This window comes from Streptomyces sp. NPDC001594, from assembly GCF_042893675.1.
In the GTDB taxonomy this organism is placed as follows: Bacteria; Actinomycetota; Actinomycetes; order Streptomycetales; family Streptomycetaceae; genus Streptomyces.
The window spans coordinates 153,770-172,061 of record NZ_JBIAVB010000011.1 but is presented as its reverse complement, the minus strand read 5'-3'; the positions used below and the strand labels follow the sequence as shown (position 1 = coordinate 172,061).

Below are 18,292 nucleotides of genomic sequence, written 5' to 3'. Positions count from 1 at the left end.
ACAGCCCGCCGCGCAGTTGTGCTTCCGGCCTTCACCGAATGCCCTGATTTTCTTCCGGACTACTTCAGACGTGCCATGAGGGCGTGTTCGACGAGGGTGATGAGTGCGCTCTTGGCGTCGCCGCGGTGGCGGGCGTCGGTGGTGATGATGGGGGCGTCGGGGCCGATCTGGAGGGCCTCGCGGACTTCTTCGGGGGTGTAGGGCTGGTGTCCGTCGAAGCCGTTGAGGGCGATGACGAAGGGGAGGCCGCTGTTTTCGAAGTAGTCGACGGCGGGGAAGCAGTCGGCGAGGCGTCGGGTGTCGACGAGGACGACGGCGCCGATGGCGCCGCGGACGAGGTCGTCCCACATGAACCAGAAGCGGTCCTGTCCGGGGGTACCGAAGAGGTACAGGATCAGGTCCTGGTCCAGGGTGATGCGGCCGAAGTCCATGGCGACCGTGGTGGTCGTCTTGTCACCGGTGTGGGTGAGGTCGTCGATGCCGGCCGAGGCGCTGGTCATGACGGCTTCGGTGCGCAGCGGGTTGATCTCGGAGACCGCGCCGACGAACGTGGTCTTGCCCACGCCGAAGCCGCCCGCCACCACGATCTTCGCGGAGGTGGTGGAGCGCGTCGCCCCGGCGTGGGAACTGCCGTTAGAGCTTGCGAAGTCCACTGAGCACCCTTTCGAGCAGCGTTACGTCCGGCGTTCCGCCGGCCTCTCCATTGCCCGGCTGGTGGATCGCCACCATGCCGGCCTCCGCCAGGTCGGCGACGAGGATGCGGGCCACACCGAGCGGCATCGACAGCAGCGCGGAGACCTCGGCGACCGACTTCACCTCGCGGCACAGGGTGCAGATGCGCTGGTGCTCCGGCAGCAGGCCGGACAGGTGCATCGGGTCGGCCGTCGTGCTGACCAGCGCCTCGATGGCGAGCTGGTAGCGCGGCCGGGTCCGGCCACCGGTCATCGCGTACGGACGCACCAGCGGCTGGTCGCCTTCCGAGTACGAGTCTTCGTACGCATCGGAGTAGGCGGGGGGCGGGGTCATTGATCCTCCGGGCTGGACAGCAGTGGTCAGCGTGCCGTCTGACGGGGCGGCCGGTGGGGGGGACTTGATGACGGCCTTCGGGGGTACTGGGGTTCCGGGACGCGGTCCCGGTCCTCCCGGCCGGAAGTACCGTCCGGCCGGGGGAGGGGGTGTCAGGTGAGCAGGCTTCCCTGGAGCTCCGCGCGCAGGTCCGGGGTGAGGACGTTGCCGGCGCGGTCCACGAGGAGGGCCATCTCGTAGCCCACGAGGCCGATGTCGCACTCGGGGTGCGCCAGGACGGCCAGGGAGGACCCGTCGGAGACGGACATGAGGAAGAGGAACCCACGGTCCATCTCCACCACGGTCTGGTTGACGGCCCCGCCCTCGAAGATCCGGGAGGCTCCGGCGGTCAGCGAGGTCAGACCGGAGGCCACGGCCGCCAGCTGGTCGGCGCGGTCACGGGGGAAACCTTCGGACATGGCCAGAAGGAGTCCGTCGGCGGAGACCACCACGGTGTGGGACACCCCGGGGGTGTTGTCCACGAAGTTGGTGATCAACCAGTTCAGGTTCTGTGCCGCCTGGCTCATCGAGCTCAACTATCGCTCCTGCTGGTAAGTGGGGTCGATCTGGTAACTGCCGGTCGCCGGGCCGGAACCGCCGGCCTGCCGTCCCTGCTGGATACCGCGTCGGAGGTTGGTGAGACGGCCGCGCACGTCGTCCGGGGCGCGCGAGACCTGCGGCCCGGCCGGGGCCTCGGCCTGCTGCTGGGCGGCGGTACCGGCGACGAGGTTCGCCTTCGGCACCCGCCGGGGGAGCCCCGAGGTGGTGATCCCGCCGGCCGCGGGCTGGCGCACGCGCTCGGCCTGCCGCATCAGCTCGTCGTTGGGGGAGGGCCGCCAGCTGACGGTCGGCGTGCTCCCGGTGACCGCGGTGGCGGGCTCGGCCGCGAGCTCCTGTCCCCGCTGCGGCAGCTGCTGCTGGGGCTGCTGCGGAACGGCCGGCGCCTGTCCGGCGGACGGGCCGCCGTGCTGGCCGGACCAGTTCGATTCCAGCGTATCGAAGATCGGGCTGCGCTGTTCACCACCGGGCTGGGCCTGGGCCGGGGGCAGCGCCCCCGGCTGGTACGCCTGCGGGAGCTGCGGGGCCTCGGCACGCGGCGCCGGCGCGGGGGCGTAGCCGCCGGGCTGCCGGCCCTGGCCCTGGCCCTGACCCTGCTGGTCCGCGTACCCGCCGACACCGGGGCCGCCGGGGCGGGCGAACTGGCCCGTCGCGAACTGGCCGGTGGCGGAGGGGTCGAGGTGGCCGGCGGGCTGCGGACGCTCGAACTGGCCGGTGGCGGACGGGTCCTGGGGACCGCGTACGTCGGGGCGCTCGAACTGCCCGGTCGTGGAGTTGCCGGCCGGAGGGTAGGGGGCGTTGCCCAACATCTGGTCCAGGGCGGGGCGGGCGAACTCCGCCGTCGAGCCGGGGCCCGACAGCTCGTCGTGGCCGCGCGGGGCCTCCTGCCCGGCCTGCCCGGCGCCCCAGCTGGTCGCCTGCGGCATCCCGGCGGCCGGACCGCCCGGAGCCGGGAGCTCCGGACGCCCGGCGGCGCCGCCCTGCGGCGGGAGCTGCGGACGCCGGCGCTTGACCGGGGCCCCGGGTCCGCCCTGCTGCTGCGGGGCCTGGCCCGGCTGCTGGACCGGGCCCGGACCGCCCTGGGGCGGCTGCGGGCGCTCGAAGCCGTTGCCCTGGGCCGGGAAGACACCGGGGCCGGAGGTCTGCGGCACGCCCGCGGGGCGGGCCTGCGGGCCGCTGAAGAGGTTGTTGTCCTGGCCGGCCGGAGCACCGGCGGGGCCGCCCTGGCCACGCCCGGGCATCGGGGCACCGCCGCCGAAGCCGCCCTGGCCCTGCGCCTGGCCCGTCGGGGCGGCGGGACCGCCCTGCGGACGGGGACCCTGGCCCTGCGGCCGCTGCTGCGGACCGCCGGCCGGGCCGCCCTGGCCGGGCAGGGCGGGCCGCTGCCCGCCGCCGACCTGGCCGCGCTGCTGGCCCGCGCCCACGGGGGGACGCGCGCCGGCGCCGGGGACCTGACCCTGGGCGCCGGGGGCACCCGGGCCGCCCGCCTGGCCGCCCTGGCCCGCCGCCGGACCCGGCTTCTTGCCGCCCTGGGCGACGTCCACCGGGAGCATGACGAGCGCGGTCGTACCGCCCGAGTCGGAGGGGCGCAGTTGGATGCGGATGCCGTGTCGCAGGGACAGGCGGCCGACCACGAACAGGCCCATGCGGCGGGAGACGGAGACGTCCACGGTCGGCGGCGACGCGAGCCGCTCGTTGATCGCGGCCAGGTCCTCGGGGGACAGGCCGATACCGGTGTCGTGGATCTCGACCAGCACGCGGCCGTCGGGCAGCGCGTGACCGGTGACCTTGACCTTGGTCTGCGGGGAGGAGAACGAGGTGGCGTTCTCCAGCAGCTCGGCGAGCAGGTGCACGAGGTCGTTGACGACGCGGCCGGCGACGTCGGTGCCGGGCACCGCCGCCAGTTCGATGCGCTCGTACTGCTCCACCTCGGACGCGGCGGCGCGGAGCACGTCGACGAGCGGGACGGGGCGGGTCCACCGGCGGCCCGGCTCCTCGCCCGCGAGGACGAGGAGGTTCTCACCGTTACGCCGCATTCGGGTGGCGAGGTGGTCGAGCTTGAAGAGCGAGGAGAGCTGGTCCGGGTCGGCCTCGCGCGACTCCAGTTCGGAGATGAGCGACAGCTGACGCTGGATGAGGCCCTGGGAGCGGCGCGAGAGGTTGGTGAACATCGCGTTGACGTTGCCCCGGAGGAGGGCCTGCTCGGCGGCGAGGCGGACGGCCTCGCGGTGCACGTCGTCGAAGGCCGCGGCCACCTGGCCGATCTCGTCGCGGGTGTGCAGGCCGACGGACTCCACGGAGGTGTCGACGTCCTGCGGGTCCGACTCCGACAGCTGCTTGACGAGCTCGGGCAGACGGTCCTGGGCGACGCGCGTCGCGGTGTCCTGCAGACGGCGCAGCGAGCGGATCATGGACCGGGCCATGACGAAGGCGCCGACGAGGGAGACACCGAGGACGAGGAGGATCAGGGCACCGTTGATGATGGCGTCCTGCTGCGACTCGTTCTTGAGCTCGCGGGCCTTCTGCTCCATGTCCTCGAGCAGGGTCAGCTCGATGACCTTCATCGCCTGGAGCTTGGTGTCGTCGGCGTCGTACCAGTCCATCCAGGACCGGTTCTTCTCCTTGGCGAACTGTCCCTGGGTGCTCAGCACGCGGCGGGCGTAGTGGTCGGCGCTGCCGATCTCGGTGTTGCCGTCGCCGAGCGCCGCGAGGAGTTCCTCGGGCTTGCCCTGGTAGACGAGTTCGAAGGTCTTCTTCGACTGGCTCTCGCCGCGGAGCGCGGAGAGGCCGTAGAGGCGGTCGTTCTCTTCCAGCTTGCCCGGCTTGTCGGAGCTCTCCAGGAGCGAGGCGGCGATGATGGCGCGCTGGATGGAGGCGTACTCCTTGGCGGAGGAGAAGGCGGCCAGGGCGCGGGTGCGCTTGATCATCTCCGGGTTGGAGGTGGCCTGGGCCATGTCCTGCGACAGCGAGAGCAGCGAGACGATCAGGGCGTTGTACTCGGTGACCGTCTGCTGGGCGCCGTTCATGTACGCCTTTTTGCGGATGTCCTCGATGCCCGTGAGCTGGCGGCCGATCTGCAGGATGTTGTTGCGGATCGACTTGAGGGTCTCGTCCTTGTCCTCCGCGCTGTCGACCTTGTCGGTCGCGGAGGCGAAGGCCTTGGCGGCGGCGTCGGTCTGGTCGCGCACACCCTGGACGAGGCTGTTGGCCTTGCCGTCCTTGGTGATCGACATCGGACCGGCCGACTTGTCCCGCTCCTCCTGGAGCATGGCGGCCAGGTTGGTGGCCTGCCGGGTCATCGTCGTCAGCAGCTGCATGTGCTCCAGCTGGGCGATGTCGTTGAGCGAGTCGTTGATGCGGAAGCCACCGAGGGTGGTGGCCGCGACGACGGGCAGGGTCAGCAGCGACACCAGTCGCGTGCTGATGCGCCAGTTCTGCATCGCGAGGCGCGAGCCCGAACTGGGTGCCTTGGGTATCGCCTCGTCCTGCTCCACGGTCTCGGCCTTGGCCTTGCCCTTGGAGCGGCTCGCCTTCGGGGCCTTGGGGGCCTTGCCGGACTTCCCGCGGCCCTTGGCCTTGCCCGAGGGGGCGGTTTCGAGCCCCGCCCCTTCGAAGGCCGGGCCGCGGCCCGGGGCGTGCTGGGGCGAGGCGCCACGGTCGGTCCCGCCGAGCGGCTCCTGCTCCGCCGCAGCTTCCCCTCGGCCCTGAAGGGCCTGGGGAGACCCCTTGCCATCCCTCTTGAATCGTCCCTGCACTAGCGTCGCAACCTCTGGACCAGGCGCCCCGCCGGATGAGCGGCGGAACGGTGTCGAGTCGTGGGGCACTGACGGCCCCATGGTGGTCGTCGGTGACCGGCGCGTCTCCCTGTCGATGCCACCGCGCTCGGCGCTCTCTTGCGCCACCTGCGCGCCGGCTGATACCCGCGGCGGTCTCGCGAATTCCAGCACAGTGGGGGATCTCCAACAAGGTGCGCGTGTCGCCCCGGCGAGCCGGTCACGGCTTGTGACAGGCGGGCTACGCGACGTGGAAGTCCAATGCGGATGAATCGGACTTACGCCAATCAAAGCTCGCGTCCGGCAAGGTGTCCCAGTCGAGATGATCAGGAGCGGAATGGCGCATTCAGTGGCGCAATGTCCGTTTCGTGGACGGCAATTGACTGTCAGTTATGTCCGTATTGCACGCTGACTGGTGAGCAAACTCACACGGCTATGGCTATTACCAACCGGTTCACTCGGGGATTCGGATGTTTAGCCTTGCCTGTTAAAGGCTTGGCGCCCCATCCGGCGCAGCAGTCGACCCACACCCCAACCAGCGAGCCGAGGGCCCGAAACTCCGATGAAGACGACGTCGATGATCCGCAACATAGCCAACCCCCGCCGCACCACCCTCGCGCACCTCAGGGACGCCGAGGACCTGCAGGCGGCCCCGGCCACCCCGGAGCACCGCGTCGAGCTGCCCACCCAGACCGCGAACCCGCGCCGCACCACCCTCGTGGACGCCCCGGTCGCCGCCGCGCAGTAAAAGGAGCGCGAAGCGCCCGCCCCCACCGCGTTAGCCTGGAGTCCGCAGACTCCAGCCAGCGGAAACACAAGAGGGGCAGACGCAGCAGGTGCGCATCGCCAGGTTCTCGATCGACGGCAACGTCGCGTTCGGCGCGGTCGAGGGCAGCACTGCCCCCGGCGCCGAAGGCGAACTCGTCCTCGACATCATCAAGGGCATCCCGTTCGCGGACTTCGAGCTCTCCGGCACGAAGGTCCCGCTGAGCAAGGTCCGGCTGCTGCCGCCCGTGCTCCCGAACAAGGTCGTGGCCGTCGGCCGCAACTACGCGGAGCACGCGGCGGAGCTCGGCAACGAGCTCCCCGAAGCGCCGATCACCTTCTTCAAGCCCTCCACCTCGGTGGTCGGCTCCGGCGACCCGATCGTCTACCCCTCCTTCTCCCAGGACGTCCACCACGAGGCGGAGCTCGCCGTGGTGATCGGACGCATGTGCCGCGAGGTCCCGAAGGAGCGCGTCAAGGACGTGATCCTCGGCTACACCTGCGCCAACGACGTCACCGCCCGCGACGTCCAGCAGCGCGAGAAGCAGTGGGCCCGGGCCAAGGGCTTCGACAGCGCCTGCCCCCTCGGCCCCTGGATCGAGACCGACCTCGACCCGGCCGACCTGGCGATCCAGTGCACCGTCAACGGCGAGCAGCGCCAGCTCGGCCGCACCTCCGACATGGTCCGCTCCGTCGAGGACCTGGTCGTGCACATCAGCGAGGCCATGACCCTGCTCCCGGGCGACGTCATCCTCACGGGGACCCCGGCCGGAGTCGGCCCCCTCAACGTCGGCGACGAGGTCGCCGTCACCATCGAAGGCATCGGCACTCTCACCAACAAGGTGATCAAGCGTGGCTAACGCGAACTACCGCGTCCGTTTCTGTCCCTCCCCGACCGGCAACCCCCACGTGGGCCTGGTCCGGACCGCCCTGTTCAACTGGGCGTTCGCCCGGCACCACGGCGGTACGTTCGTCTTCCGCATCGAGGACACCGACGCGGCGCGCGACTCCGAGGAGTCGTACGTCCAGCTGCTCGACAGCCTGCGCTGGCTCGGCTTCACCTGGGACGAGGGCCCCGAGGTCGGCGGCCCGCACGCCCCGTACCGGCAGTCCGAGCGCATGGACATCTACAAGGACGTGGCGCGGAAGCTCCAGGACGGCGGCTACGCCTACTCCTGCTACTGCACCACCGAGGAGCTCGACACCCGCCGCGACGCCGCCCGCGCCGCCGGCAAGCCCTCCGGCTACGACGGCCACTGCCGCGAGCTGACCGCCGAGCAGGTCGCCGCGTACGAGGCCGAGGGCCGCACCTCGATCGTCCGCTTCCGGATGCCCGACGAGACCATCACCTTCACGGACCTGGTCCGCGGCGAGCTCTCCTTCACCCCGGAGAACGTGCCGGACTTCGGCATCGTCCGCGCGAACGGCGCCCCGCTGTACACGCTGGTCAACCCGGTCGACGACGCGCTGATGGAGATCACGCACGTCCTGCGCGGCGAGGACCTGCTCTCCTCCACCCCCCGCCAGATCGCCCTCTACAAGGCGCTGATCGAGCTGGGCGTCGCCAAGGGCACCCCGCAGTTCGGCCACCTGCCGTACGTGATGGGCGAGGGCAACAAGAAGCTCTCCAAGCGCGACCCCGAGTCCTCGCTCAACCTCTACCGCGAGCGCGGCTTCCTCCCCGAGGGCCTGCTGAACTACCTCTCGCTCCTCGGCTGGTCCTTCTCGAAGGACCAGGACATCTTCTCGATCGAGGAGATGGTGGCGAAGTTCGACATCGACGGCGTCAACGCCAACCCGGCCCGCTTCGACCTCAAGAAGGCCGAGGCGATCAACGCCGACCACATCCGCCGGCTGGACCCGAAGGCCTTCGCGGACGCCTGCGCCCCGTGGCTGCGGGCCCCGCACGCCAACTGGGCGCCCGAGGACTTCGACGCCGAGGCCTGGGACCGGATCGCCCCGTACGCCCAGACCCGTGTGACGGTCCTCTCGGACATCACCGCGAACGTGGACTTCCTCTTCCTCAAGGAGCCCGTCGAGGACCAGGCGTCCTGGGACAAGGCCATGAAGGGCGAGCCCGCGGCCCTGCTGACCACGGCCCGGGCGAACCTCCTCGCCGCCGACTGGTCGGACCCGGAGTCCCTCAAGAACGCCGTCCTGACCGCCGGCGAGGCCCACGGCCTCAAGCTCGGCAAGGCCCAGGCCCCGGTCCGCGTGGCGGTCACCGGCCGCACCGTCGGCCTGCCGCTCTTCGAGTCCCTGGAGATCCTGGGCAAGGAGCGCTCGATCGCGCGCATCGACGCGGCCCTGGCGAAGCTCGCCGCCTGACCCGCGCCCTCCCGGAGGGGCGGCAGCCGACCCGGCTGCCGCCCCTCCGGCGTTCCCGGGTTCCGCGTACCGCCCCCGCGCGCGCCCGCCCCGGCGTAGGCTCGCCGGCATGCCGATCCGCGCCGTGCTGTGGGACATCGACGACACCCTCTTCGACTACACGGGGGCCGACGCGGCCGGTCTCGCGCGGCACCTGGGGGACGAGGGGCTCGGCGACCGCTACGGGACGCCCGCCGAGGCCCTGGCCCTGTGGCGGAAGGCCACCGAAGTGCACTGGGCGCGCTTCGCCGCCGGCGAGGTCACCTTCCGCGGCCAGCGCCAGGACCGGGTGCGGGACTTCCTCGGGGAGCCCGCCCTGACCGCCGACGAGGCCGACGCCTGGTTCGAGCGCTACGTGGACCACTACAAGGCCGCCTGGGTCCTCTTCCCGGACGTCCTGCCCGCCCTGGACGCCCTGGCCGGCCGCTACCGCCACGGGGTGCTCTCCAACTCCTCCGAGGCCAACCAGGACCCCAAGCTGCGCCACCTCGGTCTGCGCGACCGCTTCGAGGTGCTGGTGTGCGCCGCCGAGCTGGGGGTCAGCAAGCCCGACGCCGCCGCCTTCCTCGCCGCCTGCGACGCCCTCGGGCTGGCCCCGGCCGAGGTGGCGTACGTGGGGGACCAGCCGGAGATCGACGCGCGGGGCGCGCGCGACGCGGGACTGACCGCCTTCTGGCTCGACCGGAACGGGGGGCGGGGCCCCGGGCCCGGGGGCGTACACCGGATCGAGGGGCTCGAACGGCTCCCCGGGCTGCTGGCCGCTGATACCCGTTTTGGAGCACGGTCAGGCATCCGGTAATGTTCTTTCTGCGCCGGGGAGACGGGCCGAGAGGCCGGGAACCGGAGGCGCTAACCAAACGAAAGGCCCCCAGGGTCTTGAAGTTCGGTGGGCTATAGTGTAATTGGCAACACGAGGGTTTCTGGTTCCCTTATTCTAGGTTCGAGTCCTGGTAGCCCAGCGCAGTGCAGTAGTAACGCAGTGCTTTGCCCCCGTTGTGTAGCGGCCTAGCACGCCGCCCTCTCAAGGCGGTAGCGCCGGTTCGAATCCGGTCGGGGGTACAGATCCTTCCCGCAGGATCTCCAGGGTCGCTCCCGGAGGTTTTGATGCAGGATCGCTAGGGCCCCCGTTGTGTAGCGGCCTAGCACGCCGCCCTCTCAAGGCGGTAGCGCCGGTTCGAATCCGGTCGGGGGTACCAAGGTCTGGCTGGTCTAGACCATTGGGCTATAGTGTAATTGGCAACACGAGGGTTTCTGGTTCCCTTATTCTAGGTTCGAGTCCTGGTAGCCCAGCGCAGTACCGCAGTAAAGCTAGCCCCCGTTGTGTAGCGGCCTAGCACGCCGCCCTCTCAAGGCGGTAGCGCCGGTTCGAATCCGGTCGGGGGTACATCAGGAGAGGCCCTCCGCGATCATCGCGGAGGGCCTCTTCGCCGTTTCCGGACGTCCGCCGCCCGGGGCGCAAGTGGGGGCCCGGAGGCGCGAGTTCGGACGTGTGCGGCGTCGTACGCGCCCCCGGGCCCGGGGGAGTGGGTGGAGCGGGGCAGGGTCAGCCGGAGCGGCGCAGGGCCTCCGTCAGGCGGGCGGCCGCGTCGATGACGGCCTGGGCGTGCATGCGTCCCGGGTGCCGGGTCAGGCGCTCGATCGGCCCGGAGACCGACACGGAGGCCACCACGCGGTTCGAGGGGCCGCGCACCGGCGCCGAGACGGAGGCCACGCCGGGCTCCCGCTCGCCGATCGACTGCGCCCAGCCGCGGCGCCGTACCCCGGACAGGGCCGTCGCCGTGAAGCGCGCCCCCTGCAGGCCGCGGTGGAGCCGCTCGGGCTCCTCCCAGGCCATCAGGATCTGTGCCGCCGAGCCCGCCTTCATCGGGAGCGTGGAGCCCACCGGGACGGTGTCCCGCAGGCCCGACAGCCGCTCGGCGGCCGCCACGCAGATGCGCATGTCGCCCTGACGCCGGTAGAGCTGCGCGCTCTCGCCCGTCACGTCGCGGAGGTGCGTGAGCACCGGTCCGGCCGTGGCCAGCAGGCGGTCCTCGCCGGCCGCGGCGGCAAGCTCTGCCAGCCGCGGGCCGAGGATGAACCGGCCCTGCATGTCCCTCGCCACCATCCGGTGGTGTTCCAGTGCCACGGCAAGGCGATGTGCCGTGGGTCGTGCGAGCCCTGTCGCCGCGACCAGCCCGGCGAGGGTGGCCGGACCGGACTCCAGTGCGCTCAATACCAGAGCTGCCTTGTCGAGAACGCCGACGCCGCTAGAGTTGTCCATGAAACGATATTCACGTCTCACACTGTGAAACGCAAGTTCAAATTTTCCAAGAACCAGCGAGTCTGTATGTACGGGTCCACGAACCACTGGATCCGGGACGGTGAGCCGGAGGGAATGAGCGATGGGTAGGACACTCGCGGAGAAGGTCTGGGACGACCATGTCGTCCGGCGCGCCGAGGGCGAGCCCGATCTCCTCTTCATTGATCTCCACCTGCTGCACGAGGTGACCAGCCCGCAGGCCTTCGAAGGGCTGCGCCAGGCCGGCCGCAAGGTCCGGCGCCTGGACCTCACCATCGCGACCGAGGACCACAACACCCCCACCCTCGACATCGACAAGCCGATCGCGGACCCGGTCTCCCGGGCCCAGCTGGAGACGCTGCGCAAGAACTGCGCCGAGTTCGGTGTCCGCCTGCACTCGCTGGGTGACGTGGAGCAGGGTGTCGTGCACGTCGTCGGCCCGCAGCTGGGTCTGACGCAGCCGGGCACCACCGTGGTCTGCGGTGACTCCCACACCTCGACGCACGGCGCCTTCGGCGCGCTGGCCTTCGGCATCGGCACCAGCCAGGTCGAGCACGTGCTGGCCACCCAGACGCTGCCGCTGGCCCGCCCGAAGACGATGGCCATCACGGTCACCGGCGAGCTGGCCGAGGGCGTCACCGCCAAGGACCTGATCCTGGCGATCATCGCCAAGATCGGTACCGGCGGCGGCCAGGGCTACATCCTGGAGTACCGCGGCGAGGCCGTCGAGAAGCTCTCGATGGAAGCCCGCATGACCATCTGCAACATGTCGATCGAGGCCGGCGCCCGCGCGGGCATGATCGCCCCCGACCAGACCACCTTCGACTACCTGGAGGGCCGCGACCACGCCCCGAAGGGCGAGGACTGGGACGCGGCGGTCGCGTACTGGAAGACCCTGCGCACCGACGAGGACGCCGTCTTCGACGCCGAGGTCGTCATCGACGGCTCCGCGCTCTCCCCGTTCGTCACCTGGGGCACCAACCCGGGCCAGGGCGCGCCGCTGTCCGCGAACGTCCCCGACCCGGCTTCGTACGAGGACGCTTCGGAGCGCCTGGCCGCCGAAAAGGCCCTGGAGTACATGGGGTTGACCGCGGGCCAGCCGCTGCGCGACATCAAGGTCGACACCGTCTTCGTAGGTTCCTGCACCAACGGCCGCATCGAGGACCTGCGCGCCGTCGCCGACATCATCGGGGGCCGCAAAGTCGCCGACGGCGTACGGATGCTGGTCGTCCCCGGCTCCGTCCGGGTCGCGCTCCAGGCCGTCGAGGAGGGCCTGGACAAGGTCTTCAAGGACGCCGGAGCCGAATGGCGGCACGCGGGCTGCTCCATGTGCCTGGGCATGAACCCCGACCAACTGGCCCCGGGCGAGCGTTCCGCGTCCACCTCCAACCGCAACTTCGAGGGCCGGCAGGGCAAGGGCGGACGCACCCACCTGGTCTCCCCGCAGGTGGCCGCCGCCACCGCGGTGCTGGGCCATCTGGCCTCGCCCGCCGACCTGTTCCCCGCCAACGCCACCGCCGGAGTCTGAGCCATGGAAGCCTTCACCACCCACACCGGCCGTGCCGTCCCGCTGCGCCGCAGCAACGTCGACACCGACCAGATCATCCCCGCCCACTGGCTGAAGAAGATCACCCGTGACGGGTTCGAGGACGGGCTCTTCGAGGCCTGGCGCAAGGACCCGGAGTTCGTCACCAACCGCCCCGAGCGCGCCGGTGCGACCGTGCTGGTCGCCGGCCCCGACTTCGGCACCGGCTCCTCGCGCGAGCACGCCGTCTGGGCCCTGCAGAACTTCGGGTTCAAGACGGTGATCTCCTCCCGCTTCGCCGACATCTTCCGCGGCAACTCGCTGAAGAACGGTCTGCTGACCGTCGTCCTGCCGCAGGAGACCGTCGACCGGCTGTGGGAGCTCACCGAGGCCGACCCGACCGCCGAGATCACCGTCGACCTGGTCGACCGCAAGGTCCGAGCCGAGGGCGTCGAGGCGGAGTTCGAACTCGACGACAACGCGCGCTGGCGTCTGCTGGAAGGACTGGACGACATCTCGCTCACCCTTCAGAACGAAGCCGACATCGACGCGTACGAAAGCACCCGCCCCGCCTTCAAGCCGCGCACGATTCGCGTCTGATTCCTGCCTGATCAGCGCTTATTCACCCTCGGGTGATCACATCGGCAACACTGTGCCCCCCGCCTCACGGCGGGGGGCACAGCCGTATGTTGAGGCCCCGTGAGGCGACAACTCGCCCCAGATGGCACAATCTGTGCATGGAACGCGACAGTCAACTCGAGCTCTACGAACTCGTCGCGGACCGGTTGAAAGAAGCACACGCAAGGGTGCGCGCACTGCAAGTCCCGGAGGGCGTAAGGATGGCGCTGTCCCGGAAGCTGTTGGTCGTCACTGCCGCGGCGAAGCACGATCTCGCCGACGCGGCAAGGCGCCTGGACAGGTTGATGAAGGACCTCGACGAGGGTCGATTCCCTGAAGGCGACTGATGCGAAGGAACTCCGTAACGGCTCTCATCGTTGCGGCACTAGGGTGATTAGCCCGTTTCGTGTTTGATTTGCGGTATATATCCGCCTAACGTGCGAAATAAGCTTGAACACATTCGTTCTGGCGAGGTCTCCGAAGGGGAAGACGTGAACAAGGCGCAGCTCGTAGAAGCGATTGCCGACAAGCTCGGCGGCCGCCAGCAGGCCGCCGACGCGGTCGACGCGGTACTGGACGCGATGGTCCGCGCGGTCGTCGCGGGCGACCGGGTCTCGGTCACGGGCTTCGGCTCGTTCGAGAAGGTCGACCGGCCGGCCCGCTACGCCCGCAACCCGCAGACGGGTGAGCGCGTCCGGGTCAAGAAGACCTCCGTTCCCCGCTTCCGCGCGGGTCAGGGCTTCAAGGACCTGGTCAGCGGCACCAAGAAGCTCCCCAAGGGCGACGAGGTGGCCGTGAAGAAGGCCCCGAAGGGCAGCCTGACCGGCGGTGCCTCGGCCACGGTCAAGAAGGCCGCCGCGAAGAAGGCCACCACGGCCAAGAAGGCCGCCGCCAAGACCACGGCCACCAAGGCCGTCGCGAAGAAGACCACGGCGAAGAAGGCCACCGCGACCGTCAAGAAGACGGCCGCGAAGACCACGGTCGCGAAGAAGACCACGGCCGCCGCGAAGAAGGCGGCCCCGGCGAAGAAGGCCACGACGGCGGCGAAGAAGACCACCGCCACCGCCAAGAAGACCGCCCCGGCGGCCAAGAAGGCCACCGCGACGAAGGCGCCCGCCAAGAAGACGGCGACGCGCAAGGCCACCGCGAAGAAGACCACCGCCCGCAAGAAGTAGGGGCACGAGTCACACACGCCGGGCCGGCTTCCCCACGGGGGAAGCCGGCCCGCGGTGCGTTCCTCCGCAGGCCACCGGGGTAGGGGTGCCGCGGACGCCGCCGCGGGCCGACCGGGGCTAGAACGTCTGCAGGGTGACCAGGGTGATCCGCAGGGCCTCGCCCTCGCCGGCCGTCTCGATGCGCACCCGCTGCCCGGGCCGCAGCATCAGCAGGCCCCCCGCGTCGAAGGCCTCGGCGCCGAAGGGCACCGGGGTGCCGTCGTCCAGCAGCACGCTGCCGCTGCGGGTCTGGGAGTCGTACGTGTACGCGGTCGCCTGCATGAGCGCACTGTATCTGGCCGTGTGCCGGCCCACGCCGAGGGCGAGGGCCCTGCGCAGATCCGGCCCCGTGTCCACGTCCCTGCGCACGCTCTCGACGTCGGCCAGGGCTATTTCCACCGCCCCCGAAGCGGAATGCCGGGCCCGGGACGGGCCGCCGAACGCGGGTGCCAATTCCACGTCCGGGCCGGCGGAAAGGAGCGTGGTCCCGATTCCCGCCGCATCGGCCAGAAATGCCCGGGGAAATGCGGAGGCGATATCGAGCACACGTAGCAATTCCGGCGGGCGCAGAGCGGGCAGGTCCGCGTTCATCGCGGCCAGCCGCGCCCCCGGCCGCCCCGCGCGCACGGCCCGCGCGCCGTGGTCCAGCGCGGCGTTGAGCCCCGCACCCGGGGCGTCCGGCAGGATCCGCGCCCCGAGCCGGGCCAGTTCCGCCCCGGCCGCCGCGTCGTCCGTGACGACCACCACATCCGCGACCGCGGCGCAGGCCAGCGCCCCCGCCACCGTGTCCTGCGCGAAGGCCAGGGCCAGTCCCGGGCGGGAAGCCCCGACGGCGGCCGCCAGCCGGCTCTTGGCCAGCACCAGCGGCTTCAGCGGGACCACCAGGCTCCAGACGGCGTTCGTGGCGGACTCCTTCGCTCCGGTGCGCGGCCGCGCACCCGTCCCGGCCAAGGACGGGTCACGGCCCGGTCATCAGTCGGCCCATTGTCGCCTCCGACCGGCCGCAGGGGGGCCCGCCGGTCCGGGCGGGGCGTACGGTGTTCTCGACAGAGACCGGACCCGGGGCGACACTTGTCCGGCCCACGAGGTGCCCAGCTCCCCCAGCCACCGCTGGGAGGTGCCCCACGCCCCGGTCCTAGAGGAAGGTGCTCCGAGTGTCCCGCCGCAGAATCGGCTTCTGGTACCGCCTGGCGGCGGTCATCGCAAAACCGCCGCTGGTAGTGCTCTTCAAGCGGGACTGGCGGGGATCGGAGCACATTCCGGCCGACGGCGGATTCATCACCGCCGTCAACCACAACTCGTACCTGGACCCGCTGTCCTACGCGCACTTCCAGTACAACACCGGCCGGGTGCCCCGCCTGCTCGCCAAGGCCGGTCTCTTCAAGGTCCCCTTCGTCGGCGCGATCCTCCGCGGCTCGGGACAGATCCCCGTCTACCGCGAGACCACCAACGCCCTGGACGCGTTCCGGGCCGCCGTGGCCGCCGTCGAGCGCGGCGAATGCGTGGCGTTCTACCCCGAGGGCACCCTCACCCGTGACCCCGAGATGTGGCCCATGGCGGGCAAGACCGGTGTCGCCCGCGTGGCGCTGGTCACCCGGGCCCCCGTCATCCCGGTGGCCCAGTGGGGCGCCAACCTCGTGATGCCGCCGTACGCCAAGGAGAACAAGGTCCGCCTGTTCCCCCGCAAGACCCTCCAGGTCCTTGCGGGCCCGCCCGTGGACCTCTCGGCCTTCTACGGCAAGGACCCCACGCCGGAGGTCCTCAAGGGGGCCACCGAGGCGATCATGGCCGACATCACGAAGCTCCTGGAGGAGCTGCGCGGCGAGAAGGCCCCCGACCAGCCGTACGACCACCGCAAGGCCCGCGCCCAGCAGCGGCGCAAGGCCGCGGGGGAGGGTTCCAAGTGACGCGTCCCGTCAAGGCAGCCGTTTTCTCCGCGGGCTCCTGGGGCACCGCCTTCGGCATGGTGCTCGCCGACGCCGGCTGCGAGGTGACCCTGTGGGCCCGCCGCCCGGAGGTCGCCGACGCCATCAACACCGGCCGGACCAACCCGGACTACTTCCCCGGCGTGGAACTCCCCGCGAACCTGCGCGCGACCACCGATCCGGCCGAAGCCGCCCGCGGCGCCGACTTCACGGTGCTGTCCGTGCCCTCCCAGACCCTGCGCGGCAACCTCGCCGCCTGGACCCCGCTGCTGGAGCCCGACACCGTCCTCGTCTCCCTGATGAAGGGCATCGAACTCGGCACCGCCAAGCGGATGAGCGAGGTCATCGAGGAGGTGGCCAAGGTCCCCGCCGAGCGCGTCGCCGTGGTCACCGGCCCCAACCTGGCCCGCGAGATCGTCGCCCGCCAGCCCGCCGCCTCCGTCGTCGCCTGCGGGGACGAGGCCGTGGCCCAGCGGCTCCAGGCCGCCTGCCACACCCCGTACTTCCGCCCGTACACCAGCACCGACGTCATCGGCTGCGAGCTCGGCGGCGCCGTCAAGAACGTCATCGGCCTCGCCGTCGGCATCGCCGACGGCATGGGCCTGGGCGACAACACCAAGGGCTCGCTCATCACCCGCGGCCTGGCCGAAGCCACCCGCCTGGGCGTGGCGATGGGCGCCGACCCGCTGACCTTCTCCGGACTCGCCGGCCTCGGCGACCTCGTCGCGACCTGCTCCTCGCCGCTCTCCCGGAACCACACCTTCGGCACGAACCTGGGCCGCGGGATGACCCTGGAGGAGACCATCGCGGTCACCAAGCAGACCGCCGAGGGGGTCAAGTCCTGCCAGTCCGTGGCGGATCTGGCCCGCCGCCACGGAGTCGACATGCCGATCACCGAGACGGTCGTCGACATCGTCCACCACGGCAAGCCCACGCTGGTCGCGCTGAAGGAACTCATGGGCCGCAGCGCCAAACCGGAACGACACTGACACCTTTCCGGACGCTTGAGCGGGTACCCTCGTGGCGATATGAGCAGCGAGAACCTCCCCCAGACCCCTGAGCAGCAGGGCCGCAAGCCCCGCGTGGCCGTCGTCTTCGGCGGCCGCAGCTCGGAACACGCCATCTCGGTCGTCACCGCCGGCGCCGTGCTGCGCTCCATCGACCGCTCCAAGTACGAGGTGCTGCCCATCGGCATCACCACGGACGGCCGGTGGGCCCTGACCGCCGACGCACCCGAGCGCATGGCCATCGCCGACCGCCGGCTCCCCGACGTCGAGTCGCTGGCGGAGTCCCCGGAAGGCACCGTCGTGCTGCCCGTGGACCCCGCCAACCGCGAGGTCGTCTACACCGAGCCGGGATCCGTTCCCAAGGCACTGGGCGAGGTCGACGTCGTCTTCCCCGTGCTGCACGGCCCCTACGGCGAGGACGGCACCCTCCAGGGCCTCCTGGAGCTCTCCGGGATCCCGTACGTCGGCTGCGGCGTCCTCTCCTCGGCCGTCGGCCAGGACAAGGACTACATGAAGCGGGTGTTCGCCTCCTACGGGCTGAACGTGGGCCCGTACGTGACCATCCGCCCCCGCGAGTGGGAGGCCGACCAGGAGGCCGCCAAGGCCAAGGTCCTGGACTTCGCCGCCGAGCACGGCTGGCCGCTGTTCGTGAAGCCCGCCCGCGCCGGCTCCTCCATCGGCATCACCAAGGTCGACGACGCCTCCGGGCTCGACGCCGCGATCCGCGAGGCCCGCCACCACGACCCCAAGGTCATCGTGGAGGCCCTGCTGCGCGGCCGTGAGATCGAGTGCGGGGTCCTGGAGTTCGAGGACGGGCCGCGCGCCAGCGTGCCCGCGGAGATCCCGCCGGTCTCCAGCCACGACTTCTACGACTTCGAGGCGAAGTACATCGACTCCGCCGCCGGTCTCGTGCCCGCCCCGCTCACCCCGGAGCAGACCGCAGAGGTGCAGCGGCTCGCCGTCGAGGCCTTCGAGGCCGCGTCCTGCGAGGGCCTGGTCCGCGCCGACTTCTTCCTCACCGAGGACGGCACCTTCGTCATCAACGAGATCAACACCCTGCCCGGGTTCACGCCGATCTCGATGTACCCGCGCATGTGGCAGGAGTCGGGCATCGAGTACCCGGAGCTGGTGGACCGCCTGATCCAGGCCGCCCTGCGCCGCTCCACCGGCCTGCGCTAGCAGCTCCAGGCCCCCGTA

At 70.9% G+C, this 18,292-nt stretch carries 16 protein-coding genes, 5 tRNA genes and 1 pseudogene; 16 read left to right on the top strand and 6 right to left on the bottom strand.

The genetic code is table 11. From position 1 onward, the window contains the following. Positions 1-59: 59 nt before the first annotated feature. The 4 genes from ACFY0O_RS22715 to ACFY0O_RS22700 all read right to left on the bottom strand — a co-directional run bounded on the left by ACFY0O_RS22715 (position 60) and on the right by ACFY0O_RS22700 (position 5,378). Entirely contained in the window at positions 60-653 is a 594-nt protein-coding gene (locus ACFY0O_RS22715) for an ATP/GTP-binding protein (RefSeq protein ID WP_358892740.1), read from the bottom strand. Next, the gene (locus tag ACFY0O_RS22710) at positions 634-1,026 is read right to left on the bottom strand and encodes a DUF742 domain-containing protein (RefSeq protein WP_344170373.1); all 393 of its coding nucleotides are present in this window, start codon (positions 1,024-1,026) and stop codon (positions 634-636) included. The genes ACFY0O_RS22715 and ACFY0O_RS22710 overlap by 20 nt, the downstream gene beginning before the upstream one ends. A gap of 152 nt (positions 1,027-1,178) precedes the next feature. After that, entirely contained in the window at positions 1,179-1,592 is a 414-nt protein-coding gene (locus tag ACFY0O_RS22705; RefSeq protein WP_042820501.1) for a roadblock/LC7 domain-containing protein, read from the bottom strand. Positions 1,593-1,601: 9 nt separating this feature from the next. Continuing rightward, positions 1,602-5,378, bottom strand: a complete 3,777-nt coding sequence (locus tag ACFY0O_RS22700; protein WP_388949194.1) for a nitrate- and nitrite sensing domain-containing protein — start codon at positions 5,376-5,378, stop codon at positions 1,602-1,604. 580 nt (positions 5,379-5,958) lie between these two features. On the opposite strand from ACFY0O_RS22700, the gene ACFY0O_RS22695 reads away from it, so the two are divergent. The 9 genes from ACFY0O_RS22695 (at position 5,959) to ACFY0O_RS22655 (ending at position 9,912) form a co-directional block, all read left to right on the top strand. Then, entirely contained in the window at positions 5,959-6,144 is a 186-nt protein-coding gene (locus tag ACFY0O_RS22695) for a hypothetical protein (RefSeq protein WP_388949192.1), read from the top strand. An 88-nt stretch (positions 6,145-6,232) separates the two neighbouring features. Next, on the top strand, positions 6,233-7,021 hold the full coding sequence (locus tag ACFY0O_RS22690; RefSeq protein ID WP_388949188.1) for a fumarylacetoacetate hydrolase family protein: 789 nt from the start codon (positions 6,233-6,235) through the stop codon (positions 7,019-7,021). Next, complete coding sequence (gene gltX / locus ACFY0O_RS22685) at positions 7,014-8,489, top strand: glutamate--tRNA ligase (protein WP_388949185.1); 1,476 nt, start codon at positions 7,014-7,016, stop codon at positions 8,487-8,489. The genes ACFY0O_RS22690 and gltX overlap by 8 nt, the downstream gene beginning before the upstream one ends. 109 nt (positions 8,490-8,598) lie before the next feature. Beyond that, the gene (locus tag ACFY0O_RS22680) at positions 8,599-9,327 is read left to right on the top strand and encodes an HAD family hydrolase (protein WP_388949182.1); all 729 of its coding nucleotides are present in this window, start codon (positions 8,599-8,601) and stop codon (positions 9,325-9,327) included. An 88-nt stretch (positions 9,328-9,415) separates the two neighbouring features. Continuing rightward, a tRNA-Gln gene (locus tag ACFY0O_RS22675) sits at positions 9,416-9,487 on the top strand. Positions 9,488-9,514: 27 nt separating this feature from the next. Continuing rightward, a tRNA-Glu gene (locus ACFY0O_RS22670) sits at positions 9,515-9,587 on the top strand. Between the two features lie 61 nt (positions 9,588-9,648). Then, a tRNA-Glu gene (locus ACFY0O_RS22665) sits at positions 9,649-9,724 on the top strand. Positions 9,725-9,746: 22 nt separating this feature from the next. Further along, positions 9,747-9,818: transfer RNA gene (locus ACFY0O_RS22660), tRNA-Gln, on the top strand. A gap of 21 nt (positions 9,819-9,839) precedes the next feature. Then, positions 9,840-9,912, top strand: a tRNA-Glu gene (locus tag ACFY0O_RS22655). Positions 9,913-10,071: 159 nt separating this feature from the next. Here ACFY0O_RS22655 and ndgR read toward each other — a convergent pair. After that, positions 10,072-10,788, bottom strand: coding sequence for an IclR family transcriptional regulator NdgR (gene ndgR / locus ACFY0O_RS22650; RefSeq protein ID WP_007266782.1), 717 nt, complete (start codon positions 10,786-10,788; stop codon positions 10,072-10,074). Between the two features lie 121 nt (positions 10,789-10,909). On the opposite strand from ndgR, the gene leuC reads away from it, so the two are divergent. From leuC to ACFY0O_RS22630, 4 genes are all read left to right on the top strand, one after another. Then, the gene (leuC, locus tag ACFY0O_RS22645) at positions 10,910-12,334 is read left to right on the top strand and encodes a 3-isopropylmalate dehydratase large subunit (RefSeq protein WP_388949179.1); all 1,425 of its coding nucleotides are present in this window, start codon (positions 10,910-10,912) and stop codon (positions 12,332-12,334) included. 3 nt (positions 12,335-12,337) lie between these two features. Next, positions 12,338-12,931, top strand: coding sequence for a 3-isopropylmalate dehydratase small subunit (leuD, locus tag ACFY0O_RS22640; protein ID WP_344170395.1), 594 nt, complete (start codon positions 12,338-12,340; stop codon positions 12,929-12,931). Positions 12,932-13,068: 137 nt separating this feature from the next. Next, the gene (locus tag ACFY0O_RS22635) at positions 13,069-13,296 is read left to right on the top strand and encodes a hypothetical protein (protein ID WP_226729357.1); all 228 of its coding nucleotides are present in this window, start codon (positions 13,069-13,071) and stop codon (positions 13,294-13,296) included. A 144-nt stretch (positions 13,297-13,440) separates the two neighbouring features. Beyond that, complete coding sequence (locus tag ACFY0O_RS22630; RefSeq protein ID WP_358892733.1) at positions 13,441-14,124, top strand: HU family DNA-binding protein; 684 nt, start codon at positions 13,441-13,443, stop codon at positions 14,122-14,124. 336 nt (positions 14,125-14,460) lie between these two features. Here ACFY0O_RS22630 and cofC read toward each other — a convergent pair. Next, positions 14,461-15,114: pseudogene (cofC, locus tag ACFY0O_RS22625) on the bottom strand (2-phospho-L-lactate guanylyltransferase); the annotation flags it as partial. A 203-nt stretch (positions 15,115-15,317) separates the two neighbouring features. Between cofC and ACFY0O_RS22620 the strand changes: the two are divergent. From ACFY0O_RS22620 to ACFY0O_RS22610, 3 genes are read left to right on the top strand one after another with little or no spacing between them, the layout of a single operon-like run. After that, positions 15,318-16,070, top strand: a complete 753-nt coding sequence (locus tag ACFY0O_RS22620; RefSeq protein ID WP_388949175.1) for a lysophospholipid acyltransferase family protein — start codon at positions 15,318-15,320, stop codon at positions 16,068-16,070. Continuing rightward, positions 16,067-17,077: an NAD(P)H-dependent glycerol-3-phosphate dehydrogenase gene (locus ACFY0O_RS22615; protein WP_388949173.1), complete on the top strand. Its 1,011-nt coding sequence runs from the start codon at positions 16,067-16,069 to the stop codon at positions 17,075-17,077. Before ACFY0O_RS22620 ends, ACFY0O_RS22615 begins: the two co-directional genes overlap by 4 nt. A 39-nt stretch (positions 17,078-17,116) precedes the next feature. Further along, entirely contained in the window at positions 17,117-18,274 is a 1,158-nt protein-coding gene (locus ACFY0O_RS22610) for a D-alanine--D-alanine ligase family protein (protein ID WP_388949170.1), read from the top strand. Positions 18,275-18,292: the final 18 nt, after the last annotated feature.

Coding starts and splice junctions, on each gene's coding strand:
- ACFY0O_RS22680 (WP_388949182.1), top strand. CDS start 8,599: ATGCCGATCCGCGCCGTGCTGTGGGACATCGACGACACCCTCTTCGAC.
- ACFY0O_RS22705 (WP_042820501.1), bottom strand. CDS start 1,592: ATGAGCCAGGCGGCACAGAACCTGAACTGGTTGATCACCAACTTCGTG.
- ndgR (WP_007266782.1), bottom strand. CDS start 10,788: ATGGACAACTCTAGCGGCGTCGGCGTTCTCGACAAGGCAGCTCTGGTA.
- ACFY0O_RS22710 (WP_344170373.1), bottom strand. CDS start 1,026: ATGACCCCGCCCCCCGCCTACTCCGATGCGTACGAAGACTCGTACTCG.
- ACFY0O_RS22635 (WP_226729357.1), top strand. CDS start 13,069: ATGGAACGCGACAGTCAACTCGAGCTCTACGAACTCGTCGCGGACCGG.
- leuC (WP_388949179.1), top strand. CDS start 10,910: ATGGGTAGGACACTCGCGGAGAAGGTCTGGGACGACCATGTCGTCCGG.
- ACFY0O_RS22695 (WP_388949192.1), top strand. CDS start 5,959: ATGAAGACGACGTCGATGATCCGCAACATAGCCAACCCCCGCCGCACC.
- leuD (WP_344170395.1), top strand. CDS start 12,338: ATGGAAGCCTTCACCACCCACACCGGCCGTGCCGTCCCGCTGCGCCGC.
- ACFY0O_RS22610 (WP_388949170.1), top strand. CDS start 17,117: ATGAGCAGCGAGAACCTCCCCCAGACCCCTGAGCAGCAGGGCCGCAAG.